This is a genomic window from Lysobacter enzymogenes (assembly GCF_017168095.1).
GTDB lineage: Bacteria > Pseudomonadota > Gammaproteobacteria > Xanthomonadales > Xanthomonadaceae > Lysobacter > Lysobacter enzymogenes_D.
In genome coordinates this window covers 1-16,933 of record NZ_LXSD01000615.1, presented here as the reverse complement: position 1 = coordinate 16,933, position 16,933 = coordinate 1, and the positions used below count along the sequence as shown (strand labels likewise).

Sequence of the window (16,933 nt, the reverse complement as noted above, 5' to 3'; positions counted from 1 at the left end):
CTCTCGCACGCCGGCGCGACTACGGTCGGATCGGTTCGGATTACTTGGGCTGGTAGATCTTGTCGAAGAACCCGCCGTCGGAGAAATGCGCGGCCTGCGCCTTCTTCCAGCCGCCGAACGCGCCGTCGATGGTCACCTGCTTGATCGCCGGGAACTTGGCCAGCTCGGCCGCCGGCACCTTGTCCGGCTCGGCCGGGCGATAGCCGTGCTTGGCCGCCAGGCGCTGGCCTTCGGGGGTGTAGAGGAAGCGCAGATAGGCCTCGGCCTGCTTGCGCGTGCCGTGCTTGTCGACGTTCTTGTCGACCCAGGCCACCGGCGGCTCGGCCTTGATGCTCAGGCTCGGCACCACGATCTCGAACTGGCCGCGGCTGTTGGACTGCTCGAGCGTCAGCAGCGCCTCGTTCTCCCATGCGATCAGCACATCGCCGATCTTGCGGTCGACGAAGGTGGTGGTGGAGCCGCGCGCGCCGGTGTCGAGCACGGGCACGTTCTTGAACAGCTGGGTCAGGTACTCGGTGACCTTGTCGCCGTCGCGGAACTTGGTCGACGCCCAGGCCCAGGCCGCCAGATAGTTCCAGCGCGCGCCGCCGGAGGTCTTGGGATTGGGGGTGATCACGCCGACGCCGGGCTTGATCAGATCGTCCCAGTCCTTGATGCCCTTCGGGTTGCCCTTGCGCACCAGGAACACGATGGTCGAGGTGTAGGGCGAGCTCTGGTGCGGCAGACGCTTCTGCCAATCGGCCGGCAATTGCTTGGCGTTGGCGACGGTGTCGATGTCGCCGGCCAGCGCCAGCGTCACCACGTCGGCCTCCAGTCCGTCGACCACGGCGCGCGCCTGCTTGCCCGAGCCGCCGTGCGAAGTGCGGATGTTGAGGGTCTCGCCGGTCTGCTGCTTCCACTGCGCGGCGAAGACCTGGTTGACCTCGGCGTAGAACTCGCGGGTGGGGTCGTAGGAAACGTTGAGCAGCTCGGCGTCCTTGGCCGCGGCGGTGCCGGCGGCGAGCGCGACGCTGAGCAGTACCCATCGGAATGCGGTTTTCATCGGTCGATCCTCTGCGGGATGGGGTAAGTCCGGAACGTGTCGAATGGAAGAGGCCTGATCAGAACGCGAGCTGGGCGCGGGTGAAGAACGCCTTTTCGTCCTCGCGGTCGCGGCCGGCGGCGGCGCCGCCGTCGAATTGGGTCTGAGTGTAGTTGGCGACCAGTTTCAGGTTGGAGGTGAGGTACCAGTTCAAGCCCAGCCCCCACGAGCGCGCGGCGGCGGCGACGGCGTTGGGGTCGGCGAAGCGCGGGAACGCGGCGTCGTCGATCTCCAGGCGGCCGTAGCGCGCGACCAGTTCGAACGCGCCCCAGCCTGCACCATCCACGGTAAAAGGATGGTTAGGCCGGGCCACGCCGCGGTAGCCGGCGTCTTCCCCGGTCAGCACCAGGCCGGCGGTGACTTGCCAGGCGCGGTGGTCAAGCTCCTCGCGCACCGCGCCGACCCGCACTTCCTGGCTGGAACTGACGTATTCGCCGAGCAGGCCGAACGCGTTGCGGTAGAAGTACAACTGCGGCGACCAGCGCCTGGTCGCGCCGTCGGCGAGCACGGTGCTGCGGTAGTTGAAGAACTGCGACTGCCCCGGCGTGCGGTAGCGCGGCAGGAAGTTGTTGCCGCTGCCGGCGCGGTCGCCGGCGCTGGCACCGAGGCCGAAGCCCAACCCTTGCAGCGCGCCGCCGGCGTTCTTCCACGGCTCCAGGAAGATGCGGCCGGCGTATTCGAATTCGTTGTCGGGATTGGCGGTGGGGCTGTCGCGGCCATCGACCGCGCCGTTGAACACGCCGACCGCATACGACACGGTGGAGCCGGCGAATTCGCCCTGCAACTGCAGGCCCAGATCGCGGTTGGGCGTGAGTTCGGAGGCCAGCCCCAGTTCGATCAAGCCGGTGGAACCGCTGGACTGCAACCGTTCCAGCCCGACCGGGCTCTTGAACTTGCCGATGCGCAAGGTCGCGCGCGGATCGAACTTGAGGTCGAGATAAGCGTCGTTGATGGTGGCGCTGTCGCCGGCGAACTCCGGCATGATGCGGAAGCCTACCAGCGAGCCCCAGCTGCCTTCGATGCTCGGCTGGATCCGCCGCCACAGGAAAGTGTCGTTCTGCGGCACCTGCGAATCGCCGATGAAGAAGCGGCCGTCGGCCTGCACCAGCGCCTTGAATTTGACTTCGACATCGCCCGGCGGCGGCGACTTGATCGACAGCCCCTTGCTCGCGCTCAGCGCCACCACCGGCGTGCTGGCGGCCTTGGCCGCGCTTTCCTCGGCCTGCAGCTCCAGCTTGCGCTCGATGATGCGCAGGCGCTGGTCGAGATCGGCGAGGCCTTCGCCCTCGGCGCCGGCGGCGGCCGGCGCGGCGGTGCCCAGGCGTTGTTCGATCGCCTTGAGCCGCTGCGCGAGCTGCTCGATCGTGAGTTCGGCCGCATGCGCCGGCAAACCGGCGGCGCAGGCGAGCGCCGCCCACAGCGGCGCGGTGGTGAGGCGGACGAGCGGCCGGCGGACCCGGTTTGGCATGGTGCTGCTCCTTTCATCGAAAGACGGTGGCAGGGGCCCGGGTGGCGCGGACCACGGAACTGGCGGAAAAACCAACAAAGACGAATCCGGTAGAAATCGCAGCCGCCCCAGGCGCCCCGACGACTTCCCCGATAACGAAACCCTTCGCGCACCCGCGAAGCATCGACCCGATCCAACGAACCCCTCAGCCGCCGCCGCCGCCGTCAGCGTCCAGGCAGCGAAATCCTCAGCGTCCGCGTTACTCCCCGAGTCGATCCAGCCCGGACACCGAACCTCTCACCCGCCGCAAACGCCGCGACGACAGCGCGACCGCGAATCCCCGGCGCCCCCGCGCCGCACGCGACCGTTTTCGCGACCCTTCATCCCCACGACTCCGCAGGCACCGTCACCTCGACCCGCTCGCTGCGGGTGATCTCGACGATGTGCGAGGCCTGCACGATCACCTCGATCCTTCCCGCGCCGAGCCCGCGCAGCGCGCGCAGCAGTGCGAACTCGCTGTCGCTGAGGTTGACGATGTTGATTTCCGGCTCCGGCGCGCGCTGCGCCGGGTAGCGCACGGTCGACACCTGGGCCGGCGCGGGTTTGCGCGCGGCGCCGGACGCCGACTTGCGCGCGCGGCTCACCGCCGCTCTCCCAATTCGGCCGACAGGAAGGTCGCGTCCAGCAAGGCCGGGTCGATCACCGCCGCGCCGAAATCCGGCGTCAGCGCCAGTTCGCGCAGGCTGCGCCGGTCGAGCACGTTGGACAGCGCGTCGCGCGCCTCGCGCATCAGCGCGCGCAGGCTGCAGGCATCGGGATCGGCGCAGTCGGCGCAGGGCTGGTAGGCGCTGACGCTGGCGCAGCGCACCGGTGCCAGCGGGCCGTCGATGGCGCGGATCACGTCGCCGACCATGATCTGGTCGGACGGGCGCGCCAGGGTGTGGCCGCCCTTCTGCCCGCGCCGGCTGTTGATGAAGCCGGCCTCGCGCAGGTCGACCAGGATCGATTCGAGGAACTTGCTCGGCGCGCCGCTGTGCTCGGCGATCGCCCGCGCCTGCAGGCGGCCGTGGCGCGGCGCCGGCGCGGTCCGCCCGCCCTCGGCGCGCGCCAGCGCGCACATCGCGCGCAGGGCGTACTTGGCCTTCATCGTCAGCATTTCCCATTCACCATGTAGGAAATGTGGCGCGGCCGGCGGCGCAGGGGAAGGAGCGTTGGCTTATCTGGGTATGACGGTGGGGAATGTGGGGCGGGGTTGGGGCGCCGGGCGCGTCGCAGGAGGGGGTGAGCCGGTAGGATGGGCCGATGCGACTGTCCACTTCCTTGCCGCCGCTGGCGCGCACCTGCCTGGCCGTGCTGGGCGTCCTCGCCTTCGTGTGCTGGCTGGCGCCGCTGCTGAGCCGGTTCGGCCCGGTGCTGCCCGACTGGGAAGCGCTGTCGGCCGCGCCGGGCACGGCCGGGCACTGGTTCGGCACCGACGCCATCGGCCGCGACGTGTTCGCCCGCACCCTGGCCGGCGGGCGGCTGTCGCTGGGCATCGGCCTGCTCGCCAGCGTGGTCGCGCTGGTCATCGGCCTGGGCTACGGCGCGGTCGCCGGGCTCGCCGGCGGCTGGGTCGAGCGCTGGATGCTGCGCGTGCTCGACGTGTTCTCGGCGCTGCCGTTCCTGTTGGTGGTGATCCTGCTGCTGACCTTGTTCGAACGCTCGCTGTGGCTGCTGCTGGCGGCGATCGGCGGCTATGTCTGGATCGACCTGGCCCGGGTCATGCGCGCGGAGGCCGCGCGCCTGCGCGAGGCGCCGTTCGTGCTGGCCGCGCAGGCCGCCGGCGCGAGTTTTGGCCAGCGCCTGCGCTGGCATGTGCTGCCGAACCTGTTGCCGCTGGCGCTGGTGTATCTGGGCCTGATCCTGCCGCAGGCGATCCTGGTGGAGAGTTTTCTGGGCTTCCTCGGCCTGTCGATCGACGAGCCGTCTTCGAGCTGGGGCGGCCTGCTCGCCGAAGGCGTGCAGGAACTCGACAGCGCGCCGTGGACCTTGCTGTTCCCGGCCGGCTTCCTGGTCGCGACCCTGGCCGCGTTCCAGTTCCTCGGCGACGGCCTGCGCGATTGGCTCGACGTCCGCGGCCAGGCCCAGGCGCGCGGCGCCGAGCCCGCGCGCGCGGGCGAGGCCGCGTCGGCATGAGCGCGCTGCTGGAACTGCACGGCCTGCAAGTGGAAGCCGCCGAACCCGGCCGCGCGCCGCGCGCCTTGCTCGGCCCGCTCGATCTGCAACTGCAGGCGGGCCAGTGCCTGGGTGTGGTCGGCGAAAGCGGCAGCGGCAAGAGCCTGACCGCGCTGTCGCTGCTCGGCTTGCTGCCGCAGCCGCTGCGCGCGCGCGGCCGCCTGCGCGTGGACGGCGCCGGGATCGCGCTGGACTCGGCTGCGCACGCGCGCCTGCGCGGCCGCACTCTGGCCTGGGTGCCGCAGGATCCGCTGGCCTCGCTGCACCCGCTGCGCCGGGTCGGCACGCAGCTGATCGAAACCTTGCGCGCAGTGCGCGGCTTGAGCGGCGACGACGCGCGGCGGCAGGCGCAGTCGCTGTTCGAACGCGTGCAACTGCCCGAACCCGCCGCGGCGCTGGCGCGCTATCCGCATCAGTTCTCCGGCGGCCAGCGCCAGCGCATCGCCATCGCGCTGGCGCTGGCGACCCAGCCGCGCGCGCTGATCGCCGACGAGCCGACCTCGGCGCTGGACGCGCGCATCGCCCGCGACATTCTCGATCTGCTCGACCGCCTGCGCCGCGAGGACGGACTGGCGTTGCTGCTGATCAGCCACGACCTGCCGTTGGTCGGCGCCTACGCCCAGCAACTGCTGGTGCTGCAGCGCGGCGCCGCGGTCGAACGCGGCAGCGCCGCGCAGGTGTTCGCCGCGCCGGCGCAGGCGTACACGCGCGAGCTGATCGCCGCCGACCGGATCGCGCCGCTGCCGGTGCCGGCCGTCACCGACGCGCCGGTGCTGCTGCGCGGCGAAGGCCTGCGCATGCGCTATCCGCGCGCGCCGCGCGCGGCGCTGGACGGTGTCGATATCGAACTGCGCCGCGGCGAAGGCCTGGCCCTGGTCGGCGAAAGCGGCAGCGGCAAGAGCACGCTGGGCCGCGCGTTGCTGCGCCTGTTGCGCGGCGCGCAGGGGCGGGTGATGTTCGACGGCGTCGATTTGGCCGCGCTGGATGCGGCCGCGCTGCGCCGGCTGCGCGCGCGCACCGGCGTGGTGTTCCAGGATCCGTATGCCTCGCTCGATCCGCGCATGCGCGTGGCCGACATCGTCGCCGAACCCTTGCGCATCCACGGCCAGGGCGATACGGCCGAGCGCCGCGCGCGCGCCGCCGAGCTGCTGCTCGCGGTCGGGCTGGACGAGGCGATGCTGGAGCGTTATCCGCACCAGTTCTCCGGCGGCCAGCGCCAGCGCATCGCCATCGCCCGCGCGCTGGCGACGCGGCCGCAGTTGCTGGTGTGCGACGAAGCGGTGTCCGCGCTGGACGCGCATCACCGCGCCGCGGTGCTGCAATTGTTGGCGCGGCTCAAGCGCGAGCACGGGCTGGCGTTGTTGTTCGTGACCCACGATCTGTCCGCGGCCGCGGCGGTGGCCGAGCGCATCGCGGTGCTCGAGGCTGGGCGCATCGTCGAAGGCGGGACGACGGAGCAGGTGCTCGGCGCGCCGGCGCATGCGCATACGCGTGCGTTGCTGGCGGCGCGGGCGGCGTTGTAGATCTGCGGCGCCGCAGCGCTGCGTTGCGCCGATGGCGTGCGGGGCAGACGCGGTAGTCGTGGTGTCGCGGTCGCGGCTTGCGCCGCTCCTACATGAGGAGCGGCGGGGTTCGCGGCGCGCTCGTCAGATCAGGCCGCCGCCGAGGCTCAGGCGGGCGACGCCGACGACGATGACGATGGCGTTGAGGATCAGGCCGGCCTTGGCCCGGCCGTTGTTGCCGGCGCCGCTGAACAGCACGCCGATCGCGCCGATGATCGCGCCGACCGCGGCGAACGGGATCAGGAACCAGTTGCCCCATCCCAACAGCGGAATCAGCGCCAGGATCATCCACAGCAGCGCCAGCACGCCCCAGATCAGGCTGATCACTCCCATCGTCGTTGCGCTCCACAAGCGGGCCGGATCGGCCCTATCGCAAAATGAGTGGCGCCATGCGCGCATTCAAGTGCCGTTGGTCGCGGTAGCGGGCCTGCCGTTCAAACAGCGGCGCCGGCGCCGCCGCTTTGCGGTTGGCCAAAATCACGCGTTGCGGCGGCGCTTGGATACGCAATGCGGGACGGATTCCCACGCCGCTGCGGTGCCGCCGCCAGCGCCGCAGGCGCGCCCGACACTGAACGCGGGCGGCGCCGATTCAACCGTTCATCCTGCGTCTGCTGCATTGCAGCAGCATGACCAAAAGCGTGCCGTAACGGTCCGCTTCGGTGAAATAATTCGTACGTGCTTGGCTGTATAAAAGTGCAGCAAATCGCTTTATGGTTAGTGGGCCGGTGCCGGGGAGGGCGCGGTCTACCGCATCGCTCAGAACGCATGCCTTGACGGTTCCGTATCGGTTCTTGTCAGCCTTAGGGGAATAAAGGAATGAAACACAGCACTCTATTGGCGCTGGCCATCGCCAGCGTCATCGGTATGAACGTGGTCGCGTCGGGACAGGCGCACGCGGGCAGCGCCTGCGACCTCACCGACGGCATCGCCGGCAACGAAAACGACGGCGGCAGCACCGCGAACGGCTTCGACGCGGTCGCCTGCGGCATCGCCAACAGCGCCGACGGCGCGCAGGCGGTGGCGGTGGGCAGCAACAACGCCGCGGCCGGCGACGACAGCACCGCGGTGGGCAGCAGCAACTTCGCCACCGGCGCGCGTTCCACCGCGAGCGGCAACCTCAACCTCGCGCTCGGCGACGACGGCACCGCGGTCGGTTCCGGCAACCAGGCGCTGGGCAACGGCACCAGCGCGGTGGGTTTCTCCAACCGCGCCAACGGCCAGGACAGCAGCGCGCTGGGCAACTTCAACTCCACCGACGGCGTCGGCGCGAACGCGCTGGGCCGCAGCAACCGGGTGCAGGGCGCGCGCGGCAACGGCATCGGCGGCGACAACGAAGTCGACGGCGACGACGCCACCGCGATCGGCAACGGCAACCGCGCCAGCGGCGCGCGCAGCCTGGTGGCCGGCTTCAACAGCCAGGCCACCGCCGACGACGCGGTCGCGCTGGGCAACAACTCGCTCGCCGATCGCGCCAACACGATCTCGGTCGGCGCCGCCGGCGCCGAGCGCCAGATCGTCAACGTCGCCGCCGCGACCCAGGACACCGACGCGGCCAACCTGGCCCAGCTCAATCGCGCCGTCGGCGTGTTCGGCGGCGGCGCCAGCTTCGCCGGCGGCGTGTTCACCCCGCCGACCTACACGATCCAGGGCAATACCTTCACCGACGTGGGCGCGGCGTTCGGCGCCGTCGACGGCCGCCTGACCGATCTGTACGGGCGCATCTCGGCGATTCCGGCCGGTCCCCAGGGCCCGCAAGGTCCGCAGGGTCCGCAAGGCCCGCAGGGCCCGCAAGGCCCGCAGGGCCCGCAAGGTCCGGCCGGCGGTGGCGGCGGTTCGGCGCTGTCGGCCAACTACGACGACGCCTCCAAGAGCACGATGACCCTGGAAGGCGCCAACGGCACCCGCGTGGCCAACGTCGCCAACGCCACCGCCGCGACCGATGCGGTCAACCTGCGCCAGATGCAGGCCGGCGACGCGGCCTCGGTGCAGCAGGCCAACGCCTACACCGACCAGCGCATCAACGGCCTCAACCTGGACTTCGGCAACTTCCGCGCCGAGGTCAACGATCGTTTCGAAGACCTCGACCGGCGCATCCGCCGCAACGGCGCGATGTCGGCGGCGATGTCGCAGATGTCGGCCAACAGCGCCTACGCCAAGCCCGGCCGCGGCCGCCTCGCGGTCGGCGCGGGCTTCCAGGACGGCGAAAGCGGCCTGGCGATCGGCTACGGCCGGCGCATCAACGACAACGTGTCGGTCAGCATCGGCGCGGCGTTCTCGGGTTCGGAGAGCTCGGGCGGCGTCGGGTTCGGCGTGGATCTGTAAACGCGGATCCGCGGTTGCCGATCGCGACCGGCGAAATACAGAAAGGCCCGCTTCGGCGGGCCTTTCTCTTGCTGCGAAGGCGCGTCGCGGGTCGGCGTTCGCGCGGCCCGTCCGGCGGACTCAGCCGTGCACCCCATCGATCTCCACCAGCAGCTCATGCCGGCACACCGCCGCATGCAGCAGCACGCGCGGCACGCGGTCGCCGTAGCGGCGGTCGAGTTCGGCCTGGATCAGCGGCAGGTCGGGCAGGTCGCGCACGTACACCTTCAGCCGCGAGCCGGGGCCGAACGCGGCCGGCAGGCCGGGACGCTGCTGGCGCGCGGCGCCGATCAGGCTGTCGAAGTTGGCCAGGGTTTCCTCGAGCTGGGCCAGCACCGAATCGGCGTGGCGCGATTCGTGGCCGACCACCGCCGCGGTGCCCGACAGCAGCAACGGCATCTGCGCCGGCTGCGGCGGCAGCATTGCGCGGGCGAAGCTCGGCGACTGCGGGCCGTAGCGGCGCGGATAGCGATAGGCGCTGACCTGGCGCGGATTCTCCAGCGGCGTGCCGGGCGCGCGCGCGGCCAGCCAGTACACCTGCAGGCGGCGCGCGCCGTCGACGCGGCCGATCGCGGTCGCCGCCGGCAGCCGCGCGATCGGGAACTCGCCCAGGCCGGCGGCGCGGCCGACGCAGAACACGCGGTAGCGCTCTTCGTCGCCGTGGCCGAGGGTGATGCCGTCGAGGTAGTTCCAGATCCGCAGCAGATGCGGGTAGCCGCGCTGCGCGGTGAAGGCCAGCAGCTTGCGGTAGAGGTATTCGGCGGCGCGGCCGATCTCGCCGTTGGCGGGCTCGCCGGGCAGCGGCTCGGGTTCGTCGACTTCGATCACGCCGAACTGCAGGCTGCCGTCCTGCGACCAGGCCAGGTCGCCGTCGCGGCCGCTGACGACCGGGCCGAGCCCGCGCCAGCGCTCCAGGCGGCGCTCGCCGAACGGTTCCAGCGGCACGCGCAGGTAACGCGGGTCGTCGTGGTGCGGCGCGTCCTGGCCGAAGCCGAACAGCGCCAGGGTGTCGTCTTCGGCCAGCAGCCGGGCCGGGTCGGCGTCGAGGTAATCGACCTGCAGGCGCGGGCCGCCGACCATCGCGGGCGCGACGCTCATCGCCGGCCTCGCGCGCGGCGCCTGGCAAGCGGGGACAGCGGGGGCGTTGCGGGGGCGGGCGGCTGGTCGGAGCCGGCCGCGGCGAGGGCCGGAACGGCCGTCGCGGACACGGAAACGGAAGGCTTCATGCGCAAATGATAGCTCGCGGCAGGCGCGCATCGCACGGCCGTACGGTCGCAGGCCGGGCCCGGCAAAGCGGCATCGCTGCGGCGCAAGTGGTTGATTTTTCGCCAGTTGCGGGCGGCCGCCGGCGGGCGCTCGCGGGCGCACCCGGCGCCGGCGGTTGCGCCGTGCGGCGCGATGAAGGATCGTGGCGCCCCTTGCAATGGTTGTCACGGAACGCACGATGTCTGAACAAAGCCCCGCCGAACGCGAGCTGGCGCAGCTGCTGGTCGAGAGCCTGAACCTGGAGGACGTGGCGCCGGAACAGATCGACCCGGAAGCGGCCTTGTTCAACGAAGGCCTGGGCCTGGATTCGATCGACGCGCTCGAGCTGGCGCTGGCGATCACCCAGCGCTACGGCTTCCAGCTGCGTTCGGACAACGACGAGAACCGCCGCATCTTCGCTTCGCTGCGTGCGCTGTCGAACCATATCGAACAGCACCGCGCGGCGTGATCCGCGCGCGCGCGCCGCCGCGGCGGCGCGCGCCGCGACCCTTGCCGGGCCCGACCTGCCGTGAACGAATCCGCGTCCAGCGCCAGCGGTCCGGCGCGCGTGCTGCTCGCCATCGCCTTCCCGCTGCTCGCACACTGGGCCAGCCACGACGGCGGCGGCGTGCCGGCGGCGCTGGCGCTGGCCGACCTGATCGCCTTCATCGTCGTCGACGGCTTGCTGGCGCTGCGGCCGGCGCCGTGGGCGATCTTCGCCGCGCTGCTGGCCGCGCTCGCCGCGCTGGCGCGCACGCCGTATGCGCAGATGCTGCTGCTGACCCCGCCGATGCTGTTCAACGGCTGGCTGGCGTGGTGGTTCGCGCGCAGCCTGCGCGCGCCGCGCGAAGGCCTGATCACCCGCATCGTCGCCGCCTTGTACGGTTGCGCGCCGGGCGAGCTGGCGCCGCCGCTGTATCGCTACACCCGCAGCCTGACCGCGCTGTGGGCGGCGGTGCTGGCGCTGCTGACCGTAGTCAACGCCGCATTGGCGCTGATCGCCGTGCCCGACGGGCTGCTGGCGCGGCTGGGCTACGCGCCTTCGCCGTCGATCACCCAGGAACAGTGGTCGTGGTTCGCCAACATCCTCAACTACGGCGTGATCGGCGCGATGTTCGCCGGCGAGTATCTGGTGCGCCGGCGCCGCTTCCACGACCGTCCGGAAACCGGCTTCTTCGATTTCCTGCGGCGCATGGCCAAGCTCGGGCCGCGGTTCTGGAAGGAACTGTTTTCTTCCTGAACCTGGTGCGTGCGACGCGCGCGGCGCGTCGGCCCGGGTTCAGCGCCGCATCCGCGCGCGGCGCCCGATGTGCTTGAAAACGCTTGCAGCGCGATCGTCGCGCCGCGTTGGCCTGGGCGTGCTCTATGCTTCGGTGTCCGTCCATTGCGCAGCCGCCGCACCGCCCATGAATTTCGTCGTCCCCGCCGATCATCCCTGCCTGCCGGGCCATTTCCCCGGCCGGCCGCTGGTGCCCGGCGTGGTGGTGCTGGAGCGGGTGCTGCAGGCGCTGCGCGCGCAGTACGGCGAACCGGTCGGGCTGCGCCTGCCGCAGGTCAAGTTCCTGCAGCCGCTGCTGCCGGGCGAGACCGCGCGGATCGAACTGGAATCGATCGAACCGGAGCAAGCCGCATCGAGGCCGGCCGCCGCCGCGCGCTGGCGCTTCCGCGTGCACCGCGGCGAGGAACTGCTGGCCAGCGGCGAACTGGCCGCCGAGATCGCCGCGCGCGGCGGGCAGGCGCCGGCATGAGCGCCGGCGACTGGAAGAGCCGTCCGGAAGGCGCCGGGCCGCTGGCCTACCGCGCGATCTTCTTCATCGCCGAGCGCGGCGGCCGCGCGGTGGCGCGGCTGGCGCTGTATCCCATCGTCGCGTTCTACCTGCTGGTGCGCGGCCCGGAGCGGCGCGCCTCGCGTGCTTACCTGGCGCGCGCGCTCGGCCGCCCGGCCGGACTGATCGATGTCGCCCGCCACATCCACACCTTCGCCGCCACCATCCTCGACCGGGTGTTCATGCTCAGCCAGGGCATGGACCGCTTCGAGGTCGAGCTGCGCGGCCTGGAATCGCTGGAGACGCTGCTCGACCGCGGCCAGGGCGTGCTGCTGCTCGGCTCGCACCTGGGCAGCTTCGAGGCGCTGCGGGTGCTGGCGCGGCGGCGGCCGCAGCTGCGGGTCAAGGTCGTGCTCGACCGCGGCCACAATGCGGTGCTGATGCGCATGCTCGACGCACTCGACCCGCAGATGGCCGCCAATGTCATCGACGCCGGCCAGGACGGGCCGAGCATCGCCTTGCAGATCAAGCACGCCACCGACGAAGGCGCGGTGGTGGCGATGCTCGCCGACCGCGCCGGGCCCGGCGAACCGGCGACGACGGCGCAGTTCCTCGGCGCCGGCGCGCCGTTCCCGACCTCGCCGTGGCTGATCGCCGCCGCGCTCAAGCTGCCCGTCGCGCTGGCGTTCGGCCTGTACCGCGGCGGCGCGCGCTACGAGCTGGTGTTCGAGCCGTTCTGCGAGGCCCTGAACATCGAGCGGCGCGAGCGCCCGGCGCGGCTGGCCGCGCTGGTCCAGCGCTATGCCGAGCGTCTGCAACACCACGCGCGCCGCGCGCCGTACAACTGGTTCAACTTCTACGATTTCTGGCAGGCCGATGAAGCTTCCTACCTTTCCCGCGGCGCCGCTCGGCGCGATCCTGGCGCTGCTGCTGGCGGCGACGTGGCCGCTCGCCGCGCCGGCTGAGCAGGCCGCCGCGCCCGCGCGCGTCGCCGACGAGGGCGCGCAGCCGGCCGATCCGGCCTGGATCCTGCCGCGCCTGGCCCAGCCGGTGCCGGCTCGCACCGACTTCGTCGAAGTGCGCGGCTCGGCCCTGCTCAAGGCGCCGCTGCGCGTTTCCGGCGAATACCGCCGTCCCGACGCCGACACCCTGGTGCGCGAGGTGCGCGAGCCGTACGCGGAAACCACCAGCATCCGCACCGGCGCCAAGCCCGGCCAGGGCGAGGTCAGCATCGCCCGCGCCGGCAAGCCGCCGCGGCGCTTCTCGCTGTCGCGCGCGCCGGAACTGGTGGCGCTGCAGGCCAGCTTCGGCGCCTTGCTCGGCGGCGATCGCGCCGAACTCGAACGCCATTACGCGCTGGCCGCGCAAGGCACGCGCCGGCAGTGGAGCGTGACGCTGACGCCGAAGGACGCCCAGGTCGCCGCGCGCGTGCGCGCGATCGTGCTGCTCGGCCGCGACGACGAACTGCGCTGCATCGAAACCCAGCCGGCGCGCGGCAGCGAACAGCAGCGCACCCTGCTCGGCGCCGCCGCGCGCGCCGCCGCCGCGGTGAGCGACGCCAGCCAACTGGCCGCGCTGTGCCGCAGCCACGGCCCGACCCGCTGATGACGCCCGCCCGTCGCGTGCTGTTCGCCCTGCTGTGGCTGGGCGCGCTCGCCGTCGCCGGTTGGGCGATCGGCGCGAACCTGCAACTGAGCGGCGATCTGCGCAGCTTCATGCCCGCCGCGCGTACCCCGGCGCAGAAGCTGCTGATCGACGAACTCGGCGAAGGCCCCGGTTCGCGCCTGCTGCTGCTGGCGCTGGAGGGCGACACGCCGGCGACGCTGGCCGCGCAATCGCAGGCGATGCGCGAGGCGCTGGCGGCGCAACCGGCGTTCAAGCTGGTCGCCAACGGCGCCGGCCTGGGCCTGGAGTCGGTGCCCGAGCGCCTGCGCCCGTACCGCTATCTGCTGTCGCCGACGCTCGACGAACAGCGCCTGGACACCGCTTACTTGCGCGACCAGCTGCAAAGCCGGGTGCAGGACCTGGGCTCGCCCGCCGGCGAGCTGATCGAGCCGCTGCTGCCGAGCGACCCGACCATGGAAATGCTGCGCCTGGCCGAAGCCTGGCAGCCGGCGCTGGCGCCGCAGACGCTCGACGGCGTGTGGTTCGACCGCGCCGGCCGGCAGGCGCTGCTGGCGGTGGAAACCCGCGCCGCCGGTTTCGACCCGAGCGGGCAGGAGCGCGCCATCGCCGCGATCCGCGCCGCGTTCGAGCATGCGCGCGGCGCCAGCCCGGCCAAACTCACCGTCAGCGGGCCGGGCGCGTTCTCGCTGGAGATCGGCGGGCGCACCCAGCGCGAGGCCAGCCTGATCGGCACGATCGACAGCCTGTTGTTCGTCGCCCTGCTGTGGCTGGCGTATCGCAGCTGGAAGGCGCCGCTGATCGGCGGCCTGCCGCTGGCGACCGCCGGCCTGGCCGGCCTCGGCGCGGTGGCGATCTGCTTCGAGGGCGTGCACGGCATCACCGTGGCGTTCGGCTTCACCCTGATCGGCGTGGTCCAGGACTATCCGATCCATCTCTACAGCCACCAGCGCCCGGGCCTGTCGCCGTGGGCCAGCGCGCGCAGCCTGTGGCCGACGCTGGGCACCGGCGTGGCCTCGACCTGCATCGCCTACCTGACCTTCTTCGTCTCCGGCGTGGACGGGCTGCAGCAGCTGGCGGTGTTCACCATCGTCGGTCTGGCCACCGCCGCGCTGACCACGCGCTTCGTATTGCCGGCGCTGATCGATCCGGCGCCGCGCGATGTCGCCCAGTCGCCGCGGCTGGCGCGGGTGTGGACCGCGCTGGCGCGCTGGCCGCGGCTGGGCGTGGCCAGCGTGTCGCTGCTGGCCGCGCTGGCGCTGGCGGTGGTGCTGTTCGTGCCTGGGCCGTTCTGGCAAAACGACCTGGCCAAGCTCACCCCGGTGCCGGAAGACGCGTTGGCGCGCGATACGCGATTGCGCGAGGAGCTCGGCGCGCCGGACGTGCGCTTCGTCGCCGCGATCGAGGCGCGCGACGCCGAGGCCGCGCTGCAGGCCTCCGAAGGCCTGCTCAAGGAATTGCCGCAGCTGCGCCAGCGCGGCGCCATCGCCGGCTACGACCTGGCCGCGCGCTACCTGCCCAGCGCGCGCACCCAGCGCGAACGCCAGCGCCGCCTGCCGGAGCCCGACGCGCTGCGCGCGGCGATGGCCGAGGCGGTCGCGGCGACGCCGTTGCGCGAGGACGCGTTCGCCGATTTCCTGCGCGATGTCGAAGCCGCGCGCCACGCGCCGCCGCTGCGCCCGCGCGACCTCGCCGGCACCGGACTGGCCAGCAGCATCGAAGGCCTGCTGCGCGAACGCCCGGGCCGCGCCACCGCGCTGGTGGCGTTGTCGGGGCTGCACGATCCCGACGCGGTGGAAGCGGCGGTGCGCCGCCACGGCGGGCGCCTGCTCGATCTGAAGCAGGCCTCGGAATCCCTGGTCGCCGAATACCGCGGCCGCGTGCTGATGGCGCTGGCCCTGGCCGGCGTGCTGCTGGCCGCGGCGGTGTGGGTGGCGCTGCGCTCGCCGCGGCGGGTGCTGCGGGTGCTGGCGCCGATGGCGCTGAGCACGCTGCTGATCCTGGCCGCGTTGCGCGCGTTCGGGGTCGAGCTCAACCTGTTCCACCTGGTCTCGCTGATCCTTGCCGCCGGCCTGGGCCTGGACTACGCGCTGTTCTTCGACCACGCCGGCGACGACCGCGGCGAACAGCTGCGCACCTTGCACGCGGTGATCGTCTGCAGCCTGACCACGTTCATGGTGTTCGCGCTGCTGGCGCTGTCCTCGATCCCGGTGCTGCGCGCGATCGGCGCGACCGTGGCGCTGGGCGTGGTGTTCAATTTCGCGCTCGCGCTGCTGATCGTGCGCGAGCCGGCGGCGATGGAACTGGACGAGGCCGCCGATGCGCAGCCGTGACGAGATCGCCGCGCTGATTCCGCATCAGGGCCTGATGTGCCTGTGGGAATCGGTGGCCGAGTGGGACGAGGCGCGCATCCTTGCGCGCAGCGACGGCCACCGCGATCCGGCCCATCCGCTGCGCGAGGGCGCGCGGCTGGATGCGGTGCATCTGTGCGAATACGGCGCCCAGCTCATGGCCGTGCACGGCGGCCTGCTGGCGCAAGCGCGCGGCGGCCGCGCCCGGCCCGGCGTGCTGGTCGCGCTGCGCGGGGTCGAGCTGCGCGCGGCGCGCATCGACGAACTGCCCGGCGCGCTGGAAGGCCGCGCGCGGCAGTTGGCCGCGAGCGCGGGGAGCTGGCAGTACGAATTCGAAATTTTCCACGCCGGCGAACTGCTCGCCAGCGGGCGCGCGGCGGTCATGGCGCGCGGCGAAGACACAGCCCGGAGCGGGGCATGAGCCGGATGCGGCGCCTTCGTTCGCACACAGGAGAACAGCGATGAGCGGAACCGACAAACCGGCGCGGCGCGCCTTGGTGACCGGCGGCAGCGGCGACCTGGGCAGCGCGATCTGCCTGCGCCTGGCCGCGCAGGGCTGGCGCACGATCGTGCACGCCAACAGCGGCATCGAGCGCGCCGAAGCGGTGGTCGCGCAGATCCGCGACGCCGGCGGCGCGGCCGAGGCGGTGGCCTTCGATGTCGCCGACGGCGAGGCCGTGCGCGCGGCGTTGGCGCGTCTGGTCGAAGCCGGGCCGATCCAGTGCGTGGTCAACAACGCCGGCATCCACGACGACGCGCCGATGGCCGGCATGAGCGATGCGCAGTGGCGGCGGGTGATCGACGTGACGCTGCACGGTTTCTTCCACGTCACCCAGCCGCTGCTGCTGCCGATGGCGCGCACCCGCTTCGGCCGCATCGTCAGCGTGTCCTCGGTGGCGGCGGTGCTCGGCAACCGCGGCCAGAGCAATTACGCCGCGGCCAAGGCCGCGCTGCACGGCGCGTCCAAGTCGCTGGCGCGCGAGATGGCCAGCCGCGGCATCACCGTCAACGTGGTCGCGCCGGGCGTGATCGAAGGGCGCATGGCCGACGAGGCGTTTCCGCAGGAGGCGATCAAGCAGATGGTGCCGGCCGGCCGCGCCGGGCGCACCGGCGAGGTCGCCGCGCTGGTCGGTTTCCTGTGCTCGGACGAGGCCGGCTACATCAACGGCCAGGTGATCGGCATCAACGGCGGCATGGTGTGAAGCCGACGCCGCTGGGGCCGGGCGCGCCGCGCCGGCCGCGACGCCGCCGGTCGGCTCCCGCGGACCGCCGATGAACGCGGC

Annotated in this window: 17 protein-coding genes; 11 read left to right on the top strand and 6 right to left on the bottom strand. The window is 72.2% G+C overall.

Translation table 11 applies throughout. The features are described 5' to 3' along the window. Positions 1-40: 40 nt before the first annotated feature. The 4 genes from A7A76_RS23745 to A7A76_RS23730 form a co-directional block, all read right to left on the bottom strand. Entirely contained in the window at positions 41-1,042 is a 1,002-nt protein-coding gene (locus tag A7A76_RS23745; RefSeq protein WP_206413627.1) for a sulfate ABC transporter substrate-binding protein, read from the bottom strand. A 58-nt stretch (positions 1,043-1,100) separates the two neighbouring features. Beyond that, positions 1,101-2,549, bottom strand: a complete 1,449-nt coding sequence (locus A7A76_RS23740; protein WP_206413626.1) for an OprO/OprP family phosphate-selective porin — start codon at positions 2,547-2,549, stop codon at positions 1,101-1,103. A gap of 359 nt (positions 2,550-2,908) precedes the next feature. Continuing rightward, positions 2,909-3,172 carry a hypothetical protein gene (locus tag A7A76_RS23735; protein ID WP_206413625.1) on the bottom strand — a complete coding sequence of 88 codons (264 nt, stop codon included), beginning with the start codon at positions 3,170-3,172 and terminating at the stop codon, positions 2,909-2,911. After that, positions 3,169-3,684, bottom strand: a complete 516-nt coding sequence (locus A7A76_RS23730) for an RrF2 family transcriptional regulator (protein WP_206413624.1) — start codon at positions 3,682-3,684, stop codon at positions 3,169-3,171. Before A7A76_RS23730 ends, A7A76_RS23735 begins: the two co-directional genes overlap by 4 nt. 146 nt (positions 3,685-3,830) lie before the next feature. Here A7A76_RS23730 and A7A76_RS23725 point away from each other — a divergent pair, with 146 nt between their 5' ends. Together A7A76_RS23725 and A7A76_RS23720 are read left to right on the top strand one after the other, a co-directional pair. After that, the gene (locus A7A76_RS23725) at positions 3,831-4,703 is read left to right on the top strand and encodes an ABC transporter permease (protein ID WP_206413623.1); all 873 of its coding nucleotides are present in this window, start codon (positions 3,831-3,833) and stop codon (positions 4,701-4,703) included. After that, a complete protein-coding gene (locus A7A76_RS23720; RefSeq protein WP_206413622.1) occupies positions 4,700-6,265 on the top strand; it encodes a dipeptide ABC transporter ATP-binding protein in 1,566 nt (521 codons plus the stop codon). Before A7A76_RS23725 ends, A7A76_RS23720 begins: the two co-directional genes overlap by 4 nt. Before the next feature lie 123 nt (positions 6,266-6,388). Here the strand turns inward: A7A76_RS23720 and A7A76_RS23715 are convergent, their stop codons facing one another. Next, on the bottom strand, positions 6,389-6,637 hold the full coding sequence (locus A7A76_RS23715; protein WP_206413621.1) for a hypothetical protein: 249 nt from the start codon (positions 6,635-6,637) through the stop codon (positions 6,389-6,391). Between the two features lie 483 nt (positions 6,638-7,120). Here A7A76_RS23715 and A7A76_RS23710 point away from each other — a divergent pair, with 483 nt between their 5' ends. Continuing rightward, positions 7,121-8,626 carry a YadA-like family protein gene (locus A7A76_RS23710; RefSeq protein WP_206413620.1) on the top strand — a complete coding sequence of 502 codons (1,506 nt, stop codon included), beginning with the start codon at positions 7,121-7,123 and terminating at the stop codon, positions 8,624-8,626. A 120-nt stretch (positions 8,627-8,746) separates the two neighbouring features. Here A7A76_RS23710 and A7A76_RS23705 read toward each other — a convergent pair whose 3' ends face one another. After that, a complete protein-coding gene (locus A7A76_RS23705; RefSeq protein ID WP_206413619.1) occupies positions 8,747-9,763 on the bottom strand; it encodes a pteridine-dependent deoxygenase in 1,017 nt (338 codons plus the stop codon). A 346-nt stretch (positions 9,764-10,109) separates the two neighbouring features. On the opposite strand from A7A76_RS23705, the gene A7A76_RS23700 reads away from it, so the two are divergent. The 8 genes from A7A76_RS23700 (at position 10,110) to fabG (ending at position 16,852) form a co-directional block, all read left to right on the top strand. After that, positions 10,110-10,379, top strand: a complete 270-nt coding sequence (locus A7A76_RS23700; protein ID WP_074871519.1) for a phosphopantetheine-binding protein — start codon at positions 10,110-10,112, stop codon at positions 10,377-10,379. Between the two features lie 60 nt (positions 10,380-10,439). Continuing rightward, complete coding sequence (locus A7A76_RS23695) at positions 10,440-11,150, top strand: ketosynthase (RefSeq protein ID WP_206413618.1); 711 nt, start codon at positions 10,440-10,442, stop codon at positions 11,148-11,150. A gap of 166 nt (positions 11,151-11,316) precedes the next feature. Beyond that, complete coding sequence (locus tag A7A76_RS23690; protein WP_206413617.1) at positions 11,317-11,658, top strand: hypothetical protein; 342 nt, start codon at positions 11,317-11,319, stop codon at positions 11,656-11,658. Next, the gene (locus A7A76_RS23685; protein ID WP_206413616.1) at positions 11,655-12,641 is read left to right on the top strand and encodes an acyltransferase; all 987 of its coding nucleotides are present in this window, start codon (positions 11,655-11,657) and stop codon (positions 12,639-12,641) included. The genes A7A76_RS23690 and A7A76_RS23685 overlap by 4 nt, the downstream gene beginning before the upstream one ends. Next, positions 12,553-13,281, top strand: a complete 729-nt coding sequence (locus A7A76_RS23680; protein ID WP_343225402.1) for a LolA-related protein — start codon at positions 12,553-12,555, stop codon at positions 13,279-13,281. Before A7A76_RS23685 ends, A7A76_RS23680 begins: the two co-directional genes overlap by 89 nt. Next, the gene (locus A7A76_RS23675) at positions 13,281-15,632 is read left to right on the top strand and encodes an MMPL family transporter (protein WP_206413615.1); all 2,352 of its coding nucleotides are present in this window, start codon (positions 13,281-13,283) and stop codon (positions 15,630-15,632) included. Before A7A76_RS23680 ends, A7A76_RS23675 begins: the two co-directional genes overlap by 1 nt. Beyond that, positions 15,619-16,071 (top strand): phosphotransferase, encoded by a 453-nt coding sequence (locus A7A76_RS23670; RefSeq protein WP_206413614.1) that lies wholly within the window; start codon positions 15,619-15,621, stop codon positions 16,069-16,071. Before A7A76_RS23675 ends, A7A76_RS23670 begins: the two co-directional genes overlap by 14 nt. A gap of 40 nt (positions 16,072-16,111) precedes the next feature. After that, on the top strand, positions 16,112-16,852 hold the full coding sequence (fabG, locus tag A7A76_RS23665; RefSeq protein ID WP_206413613.1) for a 3-oxoacyl-ACP reductase FabG: 741 nt from the start codon (positions 16,112-16,114) through the stop codon (positions 16,850-16,852). The last annotated feature ends 81 nt before the right edge of the window (positions 16,853-16,933 follow it).

Coding starts and splice junctions, on each gene's coding strand:
- A7A76_RS23690 (WP_206413617.1), top strand. CDS start 11,317: ATGAATTTCGTCGTCCCCGCCGATCATCCCTGCCTGCCGGGCCATTTC.
- A7A76_RS23685 (WP_206413616.1), top strand. CDS start 11,655: ATGAGCGCCGGCGACTGGAAGAGCCGTCCGGAAGGCGCCGGGCCGCTG.
- A7A76_RS23670 (WP_206413614.1), top strand. CDS start 15,619: ATGCGCAGCCGTGACGAGATCGCCGCGCTGATTCCGCATCAGGGCCTG.
- A7A76_RS23725 (WP_206413623.1), top strand. CDS start 3,831: ATGCGACTGTCCACTTCCTTGCCGCCGCTGGCGCGCACCTGCCTGGCC.
- A7A76_RS23745 (WP_206413627.1), bottom strand. CDS start 1,042: ATGAAAACCGCATTCCGATGGGTACTGCTCAGCGTCGCGCTCGCCGCC.
- A7A76_RS23715 (WP_206413621.1), bottom strand. CDS start 6,637: ATGGGAGTGATCAGCCTGATCTGGGGCGTGCTGGCGCTGCTGTGGATG.
- fabG (WP_206413613.1), top strand. CDS start 16,112: ATGAGCGGAACCGACAAACCGGCGCGGCGCGCCTTGGTGACCGGCGGC.
- A7A76_RS23680 (WP_343225402.1), top strand. CDS start 12,553: ATGAAGCTTCCTACCTTTCCCGCGGCGCCGCTCGGCGCGATCCTGGCG.
- A7A76_RS23740 (WP_206413626.1), bottom strand. CDS start 2,549: ATGCCAAACCGGGTCCGCCGGCCGCTCGTCCGCCTCACCACCGCGCCG.
- A7A76_RS23710 (WP_206413620.1), top strand. CDS start 7,121: ATGAAACACAGCACTCTATTGGCGCTGGCCATCGCCAGCGTCATCGGT.
- A7A76_RS23705 (WP_206413619.1), bottom strand. CDS start 9,763: ATGAGCGTCGCGCCCGCGATGGTCGGCGGCCCGCGCCTGCAGGTCGAT.
- A7A76_RS23700 (WP_074871519.1), top strand. CDS start 10,110: ATGTCTGAACAAAGCCCCGCCGAACGCGAGCTGGCGCAGCTGCTGGTC.
- A7A76_RS23720 (WP_206413622.1), top strand. CDS start 4,700: ATGAGCGCGCTGCTGGAACTGCACGGCCTGCAAGTGGAAGCCGCCGAA.
- A7A76_RS23675 (WP_206413615.1), top strand. CDS start 13,281: ATGACGCCCGCCCGTCGCGTGCTGTTCGCCCTGCTGTGGCTGGGCGCG.
- A7A76_RS23730 (WP_206413624.1), bottom strand. CDS start 3,684: ATGCTGACGATGAAGGCCAAGTACGCCCTGCGCGCGATGTGCGCGCTG.